8 protein-coding genes and 1 pseudogene are annotated in these 8882 nt (G+C 70.2%); 8 read left to right on the forward strand and 1 reads right to left on the reverse strand.

The window, feature by feature from the left end:
* Positions 1-40 precede the first annotated feature (40 nt).
* Together ABDV68_RS16470 and ABDV68_RS16475 are read left to right on the forward strand one after the other, a co-directional pair.
* A complete protein-coding gene (locus ABDV68_RS16470) occupies positions 41-1261 on the forward strand; it encodes a TCR/Tet family MFS transporter (protein WP_343521193.1) in 1221 nt (406 codons plus the stop codon).
* Positions 1262-1315: 54 nt separating this feature from the next.
* On the forward strand, positions 1316-2023 hold the full coding sequence (locus tag ABDV68_RS16475) for a glutathione binding-like protein (RefSeq protein ID WP_343521194.1): 708 nt from the start codon (positions 1316-1318) through the stop codon (positions 2021-2023).
* 131 nt (positions 2024-2154) lie between these two features.
* On the opposite strand, the gene ABDV68_RS16480 is transcribed toward ABDV68_RS16475, so the two are convergent.
* Complete coding sequence (locus tag ABDV68_RS16480; RefSeq protein ID WP_343521195.1) at positions 2155-2946, reverse strand: SDR family oxidoreductase; 792 nt, start codon at positions 2944-2946, stop codon at positions 2155-2157.
* Between the two features lie 77 nt (positions 2947-3023).
* On the opposite strand from ABDV68_RS16480, the gene ABDV68_RS16485 reads away from it, so the two are divergent.
* From ABDV68_RS16485 to ABDV68_RS16510, 6 genes and pseudogenes are all read left to right on the forward strand, one after another.
* A complete protein-coding gene (locus ABDV68_RS16485; RefSeq protein ID WP_343521196.1) occupies positions 3024-4538 on the forward strand; it encodes a class I adenylate-forming enzyme family protein in 1515 nt (504 codons plus the stop codon).
* A complete protein-coding gene (locus ABDV68_RS16490) occupies positions 4535-5302 on the forward strand; it encodes a thioesterase family protein (RefSeq protein WP_343521197.1) in 768 nt (255 codons plus the stop codon). Before ABDV68_RS16485 ends, ABDV68_RS16490 begins: the two co-directional genes overlap by 4 nt.
* Before the next feature lie 284 nt (positions 5303-5586).
* Positions 5587-6318, forward strand: a complete 732-nt coding sequence (locus ABDV68_RS16495; RefSeq protein ID WP_343521198.1) for a hypothetical protein — start codon at positions 5587-5589, stop codon at positions 6316-6318.
* Between the two features lie 116 nt (positions 6319-6434).
* Positions 6435-7157, forward strand: a complete 723-nt coding sequence (locus tag ABDV68_RS16500; RefSeq protein ID WP_343521199.1) for a response regulator — start codon at positions 6435-6437, stop codon at positions 7155-7157.
* Positions 7158-7159: 2 nt separating this feature from the next.
* Positions 7160-8524, forward strand: coding sequence for a HAMP domain-containing sensor histidine kinase (locus ABDV68_RS16505; protein ID WP_343521200.1), 1365 nt, complete (start codon positions 7160-7162; stop codon positions 8522-8524).
* Between the two features lie 31 nt (positions 8525-8555).
* Positions 8556-8882: pseudogene (locus ABDV68_RS16510) on the forward strand (hypothetical protein); the annotation flags it as partial.

Here is an 8882-nt window from a genome sequence, read left to right on the forward strand (position 1 = left end):
CATGCCGCTCGGGCTCGAAGCCCCTCCAAAAGGGGCTCCCATGCGCTGCCATCACCGTGCCGTCCCCATCGCGCTCGCGGCCGTGCTGATCGACGCGATCGGCTTCGGCATCGTCCTTCCCGTCATGCCCACGCTGATCGTCGAGCTGACCGGCGGGACCCTGCCCGAGGCGACGCGGATCGGCGGCTGGCTGGCGATCGTGTTCGCGCTCGCGCACTTCTTCGCGGGACCGATCCTCGGCAATCTCGGCGACCGCTACGGCCGGCGGCCGGTGCTGCTCGCGGCGATGCTGATCTTCGCGATCGACTATGCGCTGATGGCCTTCGCCCCCACCATCGCCTGGCTCTTCGCCGGGCGGCTGATCGCCGGAATCGCGGGCGCGGTCTACGGCCCGGCCAACGCCATCCTCGCCGACGTCACCCCGCCCGAGAAGCGCGGCGCGACCTTCGGCCTGATGGGCGCGGCCTTCGGCATGGGCTTCGTCATCGGCCCGGCGATCGGCGGGCTGCTCGCCGATCTCGGGCCGCGCGCGCCGTTCATCGCCGCCGCCGCGCTCGCCGCGCTCAACGCGACCTGGATCTCGATCTGGCTGCCCGAGACGCTCGCGCCCGAGAATCGCCGCCCGTTCGAATGGCGGCGCGCCAATCCGCTCGGCACCTTCGCGCCGCTGTTCGGGCTCAAGGGCGCGGCGCCGCTGCTGATCGTCATGTTCATCTGGCAGCTGGCGCACCAGGTCTACCCCTCGACCTGGGCCTTCTATGCCGAGCTCGCGCATGGTTGGGATTCCGAAGCGATCGGCTGGTCGCTGGCGGCCTCGGGCGCGGCGATGGCGGTGGCGCAGATCTTCGTCACCGGCCGCGCGATCGCGCTGCTGGGCGAGACGCGCACGGTGATGATCGGGCTGGTCATCGGCGCCCTGGTCTATGCCGGCTACGCCTTCGCCGACCAGGGGTGGCAGGTCTATGCGCTGCTCACCGTCGGCGCGCTGCAGGTGCTCGCCTATCCCTCGCTCAACGCATTGCTCAGCCGCATGGTCGACGCGTCGAACCAGGGCGCGCTGCAGGGCGGCATGGCGAGCCTCGCCAGCGTCGCCGCGATCCTCGGGCCGCTCAGCCTGACGCAGACGCTCGCTTACGGCGCCGAGCATGGCTTCCCGGGCGCGGCGTTCGCCTTGGCGTCGGCACTGGCCTGGGTCGCCGCGATCATCGTGCTGATGTTCCTGATCCGCCGCCCGCAAAGCGACCAGAAGGCGGTTGCGTAACGATCCGGCCACCCCATCTGTCGCGCTCAACCCCTGCCCCGGGAGACGCGTCCGATGATCGACCTCTATTACTGGCCCACCCCGAACGGCCACAAGATCACGCTGTTCCTGGAGGAGGCCGGCGTCCCCTACACGATCCACCCGGTCAACATCGGCGCGGGCGATCAGTTCAAGCCCGACTTCCTCAGGATCGCGCCCAACAACCGCATGCCGGCGATCATCGACACCGCGCCCGCCGACGGCGGCGAGCCGGTGAGCGTGTTCGAGAGCGGCGCGATCCTGATCTATCTCGCGCTCAAGGAAGGCAAGTTCTACGGCGACACCCCGCGCGAGCGCACCAACATCCTGCAATGGCTGATGTGGCAGATGGGCGGGCTCGGCCCGATGGCCGGGCAGAACGGGCATTTCAACATCTACGCGCCCGAGCAGGTGCCCTACGCGATCGAGCGCTACACCAACGAGACCAACCGGCTCTACGGCGTGCTCGACCGGCAGCTCGCCGGCAAGCCGTTCGTCGCGGGCGAGAATTACTCGATCGCGGACATGGCGATCTATCCGTGGATCGTGCCGCACGAGAACCACAAGCAGAATCTCGACGACTTCCCCAATATCAAGCGCTGGTTCGAGGCGGTGAAGGCCCGCCCCGCGACGATCCGCGCCTATGCCAAGGGCGACGAGGTGCGCGGCCAGGCCCAGCCGCTGACCGACGCCGAACGCGCGGTGCTGTTCGGCCAGACCGCGGCGAGCACCGCGAAGGTGTGACCTGAAAATCCTCCCCCGCCAGGGGGAGGTGGCAGGCGCAGCCTGGCGGAGGGGGAGGACGGCGGGACCTTCGCTTCCTCCCCCTCCGTCGCCTTCGGCGCCACCTCCCCCTGGCGGGGGAGGATAAGAACTCAGCCCCGCCCCGGCCTTCTCGACAGCCCCACGTCGAGATGCGCGCCAGCGTCGAGCAGCACCGTCTCGCCCGTGATCACGCGGCTGGCGGGGTCGAGCAGATTGACCACCGGCCCGGCGATGTCCTCGGCATGCGCGGCGAGTCCCATCGGCGTCTGGCTCGCGATGAACGTCTCGAACGCTTCGAACGCTTCGGGCGTCATGCGTTCGCTGAACCAGCCGGTGCCGACATAGCCGGGGGCAACCGCATTGACGCGGATCGCCGGGGCGAGGACGCGGGCGAGGCTCTTGGTCATCGTCACCAGCGCGCCCTTGGATGCGGCATAGGCGACCGACGAGCCGTTGCCGAACACGCCCGCGACTGAGGCGATGTTGACCACCGCGCTCGCCGGCCCCTCGCGCATCGCCGGGGCGCAGGCGCGGATCATCTGGAACGGCGCGACGGTGTTGAGCCGGTAGATGTCGAGGAAATCCTCGGCGTCGAGCCCGTCGAGGTCCTCGTGGTTGGCGAACTTGGTCTTGCCCGAATTGTTGACCAGCAGGTCGAGCCGTCCGAACGCCTCGGTCGCGGCCTTGGCGAGCGCGCGGCACTGCGCATCGTCGGCGATGTCGGCCTGCACCGCGATCGATCCGTTGCCGACTTCCGCCGCCAGCGCTTCGGCGGCGTCCTTGCTCGAAGCATAGTTGACCACGCACCGCACCCCGCGCGCTGCCAGCCGCCGCACCACCGCGGCGCCGATCCCGGTGCCGCCGCCCGTGACGATCGCTGCCATGCCCTCCATCTCGGTCATCATCCCGCCTTTCGAAGATCGCGTATGGCAGCCCCCGACGCTTTCGCATAGCCTCCGCCCCGAATCGAGGAGAGAGAATGCCAACCGCCGCCGACATCCTGACCCACCCCTTCGGCACGCTGCCCGAGCTGATCGCCGCGCATGCCCGCGAGCGCGGCGACAAGACCGCGATCGTGCACGGCGAAGCGAGCCTGACCTATGCCGAGCTCGACGTCCGCATGAACGAGATCGCGGCGATGATCCAGCGCGACGGCGCCGCCAAGGGACAGGCGATCGCGATCGTCGGCGCGATGTCGCTCGACTATGCGGTGGTCTTCCTCGCCGCGATCCGTGCCGGCTGCGCGCCGGCGCCGATCGCGCCCTCCTCGACCGGCGACCAGATGGCCGCGATGATCGCCGATTGCGGCGCGCCGCTGGCGTTCCTCGATGCCGACGCTGCCGCGACGCTGGGCGACCGGCCGGTCGCGGCGAAGCGGATCGCGCTCGACGCGCTCCCGGCGGACGGCGCCGAGCCGCAGCCGGTCGCGATCGGCCCGGACGACCCGTTCAACATCATCTATTCCTCGGGCACCACCGGCACGCCCAAGGGCATCGTCCAGCCGCACGCGATGCGCTGGGCGCATATCGCGCGCAACGCCGCGGCGGGGTTCGGCGACGCGGTGACGATGATCGCCACCCCGCTCTATTCGAACACCACCCTGGTGAGCTTCATCCCGACGCTCGGCTGGGGCGGCACCGCGGTACTGCTCGGCAAGTTCGACGCGCGCGGCTTCCTCGAGGCGGCGGCGAAGCATCGCGCGACGCATGCGATGCTGGTGCCGGTGCAGTATCAGCGGATCATGGCGGTGGCGGACTTCGACAGCTTCGACCTCTCCGCCTTCCGCCTCAAGACCTGCACCAGCGCGCCGTTCCCGCCCGCGCTCAAGGCCGATGTGCTGGCGCGCTGGCCCGGCCTGCTGGTCGAATATTACGGGATGACCGAGGGCGGCGGCACCAGTGTGCTGATCTGCAACATGTTCCCCAACAAGCTCCACACCGTCGGCGTTCCGGTCGAGGGACACGACATCCGCCTGATCGACGAGGAGGGGCGCGAGGTGCCGCGGGGCGAGATGGGCGAGGTGGTCGGCCGCAGCCCGGCGATGATGAGCGGCTATCACGGCCGCGAGCAGGCCAGCGCCGACGCCGAATGGTTCGACGCCGAGGGCAACCGGTTCATCCGCCACGGCGATGTCGGGCGCTTCGACGAGGACGGCTTCCTGATCCTGATGGACCGCAAGAAGGACCTGATCATCTCGGGCGGGTTCAACATCTATCCGAGCGACCTCGAGGCCGAGCTCGGCAAGCATCCCGGCGTGCGCGACTGCGCGGTGGTGGGCGTGCCGTCCGAGCAATGGGGCGAGACGCCGGTGGGGTTCTACGTCCCCGCCGACGCCACGGCGGCGGAGGACATCCTCGGCGCGGTCAACGCCGTGCTCGGCAAGACGCAGCGGCTGTCCGCGCTGGTGCCGGTGGACGAGCTGCCGCGCAGCGCGATCGGCAAGGTGCTCAAGCGCGAGCTGCGCGACCGCTATGCCGAGGTCCAGCCGGCATGACCTCGCTCCCCGCGCTGCTGGCGCAGGCCCGGCGGACCGAGACGGGCTTCGCGACCGAGATCCCGTCCAACTGGCTGCAGGGGCGCACCGCCTATGGCGGGTTGTCGACCGCGCTCGCGCTCGCTGCGGCCAAGCAGATCGAGCCCGACCTCCCGCCGCTGCGCTCGGCGCAGGTGGCATTCATCGGGCCGCTGGCCGGGCCGGTGACGGTCACCGCCACCAAGCTGCGCCGCGGCCGCAACGCGGCGTTCATTCAGGCGGACATCGTCTCGGAAGCAGGGTTGGGCCTGCGTACGACCTTCGTGTTCATGGCCGCGCTGCAGTCGGCGATCGACCATGACACGACCGTACCCGCGCGCCACGCACCGCCCGCCGCGGATGCCGAGCTCTACACGGGACCGCCCGGGTTCTTCACCGGCAACTTCAACTTCCTCGACCTGAAGGACGCTGGACCCACCGAATGGCTGCGCTGGGGTCGGCTGATCGAGCGCGACGGCCTCGACCCTGAGGTCGAATTGATGGCGCTGGGCGACGCGCTGCCGCCCGCGGCGTTCAAGCTGTTCGAGAAGATGACGCCGCTCTCCTCGCTGACCTGGATCGTCAACTTCCTGCGTCCCAGGCCGGTGACGACCGACGGCTGGTGGCTGCTCCACGCGCAGACCGACATCGCGCGCGAGGGCTATTCGAGCCAGGCGATGCGCATGTGGAACGCCGACGGCGCACTCGTCGCGGAGGGGAAGCAAGGCGTCGCCATTTTTGGCTGAGCCCGACAAGCAACGCGTCGCCATTTTTGGCTGAGCCTCGGGAACAATGCCCCTCGTCACCCCGGGCTTGACCCAGGGCGGGGCTGCCTTGGCCGGTCGAAGAAGCCCGGCCCCGGGTCAAGCCCGTGGGTGACGGAAAAGGTTCGCGCCCTCGATGCAAGGCGGGTTCGTTCCCCCTGATACAAGTTGCGACACTTTCGTGGTGCGCTGACATAGGGTTGCGACAGGCGGCATTCAGAAGGGCGTCATTCGCGGCTCCGGCCGCCCGAGAGGAGCCCCGACCGATGAAGAATCTTCTGACCGCAAGCGCGATCGGCGCGATGCTGGTGGCCGGCGTCGCGATCGCGACGCAGACCGACACCCCGATGGCGCCGAGGCAGCCGCTGTCCAAGGCGCAGATGCTCGAGCGCGCCGACGCCCGCTTCGACCGGATGGACGCCAACAAGGACGGCCAGCTGAGCGCCGAGGAGCGCAAGGCCGGCGCCGAGACGGCGCGCGCCGCGATGGCCGAGAAGAAGGGCGGCGAGATGGCCGACTTCATGCCCGGCGCGCGCCGCGGTGGCCGGATGGCCGACCGCGCGATGGAGCGCGCCGATACCAATGGCGACGGCATGATCAGCAAGGACGAAAACCGCGCCGCGGTCGAAGCGCGTTTCGCGCGCATGGACGCCGATGGCGACGGCACGATCGGCGCCGACGAGCGCCGCATGGGTCGTGGCATGGGCAATGGCAGGCGTGCCCGGGCGCAGGCGGCCGCCGGCGAGGCGATGGGCGCGCCTGCCGCGATGAAGTCGGGCAGGATGCAGGCCGGCCATATGATGAAGCACGCCGACAATGACGGCGACGGCGCGATCAGCAAGGCCGAGTATGACGCCCAGTCGGCACAGCGCTTCGCCAGGCTCGACGCCAATGGCGACGGCAAGATCGACGCGACCGAGATGCAGGCGCAGCGCGGCAAGAAGCGCGGCGCCAGCGGGACCACCCCGCCCTCGCCTGCTACCCCCCAGGACGAGTGAGCGGCATGCCGGGCGGGCTATACGACCTCCTCCGTGCCCGCCCGGCACTCGCGGCACGGCTTGCGACGCGGGCGCGGGGTCTTCCGGCTGGCGGCGAATCTGCTACGCCAGCGGAGATGACCGCAGAGACCCCGCATTTGCTGCTCGTCGACGACGAGCGCTCGATCCGCGAGCCGCTGGCGCAGTATCTCACCAAGCAGAATTTCCGCGTGACACAGGTCGGCGACGCCGAGGCGGCGCGCGCGCGGCTGTCGGCCTATGCCATCGACCTGGTGGTGCTCGACATCATGATGCCGGGCGAGGACGGCCTCAGCCTCTGCCGCCACATCCGCGCGACCAGCGAGACGCCGGTGATCCTGCTGACCGCCAAGAGCGAGGAGACCGACCGCATCGTCGGGCTCGAGATGGGCGCCGACGACTATGTCGTGAAGCCCTTTTCGCCGCGCGAGCTCGCGGCGCGGATCAAGGTCGTGCTGCGCCGCATGCAGGTGGGCGGCACGCGCCAGCACGCCCCGGAAAGCGGCAGCTACGCCTTTTCGGGCTGGGTGCTCAAGACCGGCGAGCGCGCGCTGGTCGATCGCGACGGCGTGTCGGTGCCGCTCTCGACCGGCGAGTACAACCTGCTGCTCGCGCTGGTGATGCGCCCGCGCGCGGTGCTGACCCGCGACCAGCTGCTCGACCTCACCCAGGGTCGCGAGGCGGCGGCGTTCGACCGCGCGATCGACAACCAGGTCAGCCGGTTGCGCAAGAAGATCGAGCCCGACGCCAAGAACCCCACCCTGATCAAGACCGTGTGGGGCGGCGGCTATACGCTGGCGAGCGACGTCACCAAATTGTGAGCGTGCTCCGCCGCCTCGTGCCGCGCAGCCTCACCGGCCAGATCGCGCTGCTCGTCGCCGTCGCGCTGTTCGTGGCGCAGGCGATCAACTTCGCGCTGCTGCTGCGCGAGCGCCGCGCCTATCGCTTCAGCCAGGTCACCGCGCCGGCGATCACGCGCGTGGTCGACGCCGCCGAACGCATCCGCGACGGCCGCTTCCGCGAGCCGCAGGACGGGCGCGACAAGGCCAAGAGCCGCTTCCGGCTGCGGCCGACCAATCCGATCGAGCCGGGGCTGGAACCGCGCCTCGACGTCGAAGAGGGCATCCGCCAGGCGATGCGCGAATCGAACCTGCCGGTCGGCCGGATCGTCACCGGCCTCCGGCCGATCTCGCCCACCGATCCGCGGTTTGCCCGCATGAACGCGCTGCGCGCCGAGCGGATAAAGCGGATGGGCGCCGAGCTCAGCGTCGCGGTCGAGATTCCCGGCAAGGGCTGGCTGACCATGACCACCGGCTGGCCCCGCACCGAACGCTCGCTGATCTGGCAGCTGATCGCGCAGACGCTGATCCTCTATGCCGTGGTGCTGATCCCGGTGCTGTGGATCGGTCACCGCGTCGCGCGCCCGCTGCGCAAGCTCGCGGCGGCGGCGCGCGACTTCAAGCCCTCCGATCCGGGCGAGCCGGTCGAGGAGCGCGGCCCGGGCGACGTCCGCGCGGTGATCGCCGCCTACAACACGCTCAGCCGCCGCGTCACCGCGATGCTCGACGAGAAGGACCAGATGCTCGGCGCGATCGGGCATGACCTGCGCACGCCGCTCGCGGCATTGCGCGTGCGGATCGAGTCGGTCGAGGACGACGAGGATCGCGAGCGCATGGCGGACACGATCGACGAGATGAACCGCACGCTCGAGGACATCCTCAGCCTCGCGCGGCTCGGCCGGCCGAGCGAACCGCCGACCGAGACCGACCTGTCGGCGCTGATCGACGCGGTGGTCGACGACTTTCGCGACCTCGGCCACCCGGTCGAGTATCAGGACGGCCAGCGGCTGATCCTGCATTTGCGCCCCGCGCTGATGCGCCGCGCCGTGCGCAACCTGATCGAGAACGCGGTCAAATATGGCGGCGGGGGCGAGGTGCTGCTGAGCTCCGACAAAGACGCGGTGCGGATCGAGGTCGCCGACCGCGGACCCGGCATCCCGCCCGACCAGCTCGGCGCGGTGTTCGATCCCTTCACCCGGCTCGATCCCTCGCGCAACCGCACCACCGGCGGCGTCGGCCTCGGCCTCACCCTCGCCCGCGCGATCGTGCGCGAGGCGGGCGGCGACATCGCGCTGGCCAATCGCGACGGCGGTGGGCTTTCCGCCACGATCACGCTGCCCAGGCGGTGACTTGCCGTCCGCCGGCCGCTATTGCCCAGCCATGAGCGAGACTCCCGCAGAGACCGAAGCCCGCGCGATCCGGCGCCGCTGGCTCACCATCGGCGAACTGGTCGCGGTCGCCGGCGTGATCATCGCCGGCGTGTCGCTGTGGCTGAGCTGGGCCGACAAGCGCGACGAGGCGAGCCAGAAGGCGGCCGAGGCCAGCAAGGCGAAAGCGGCCGAGACCCGGCTCGATCTGCGCGCCAGCGTGAGTGATGGGGGACGGCAAGTGACGCTGGCCGATCCGGCGCACGAGATCCTCGATACCGCGGTCGCCTTCCCCAAGGCGCTGGACGTCGGCACGCAGGCGCCGGTACTGCCGAGGATC

The organism is Sphingomonas sp. (assembly GCF_039595165.1).
In the GTDB taxonomy this organism is placed as follows: Bacteria; Pseudomonadota; Alphaproteobacteria; order Sphingomonadales; family Sphingomonadaceae; genus Sphingomonas.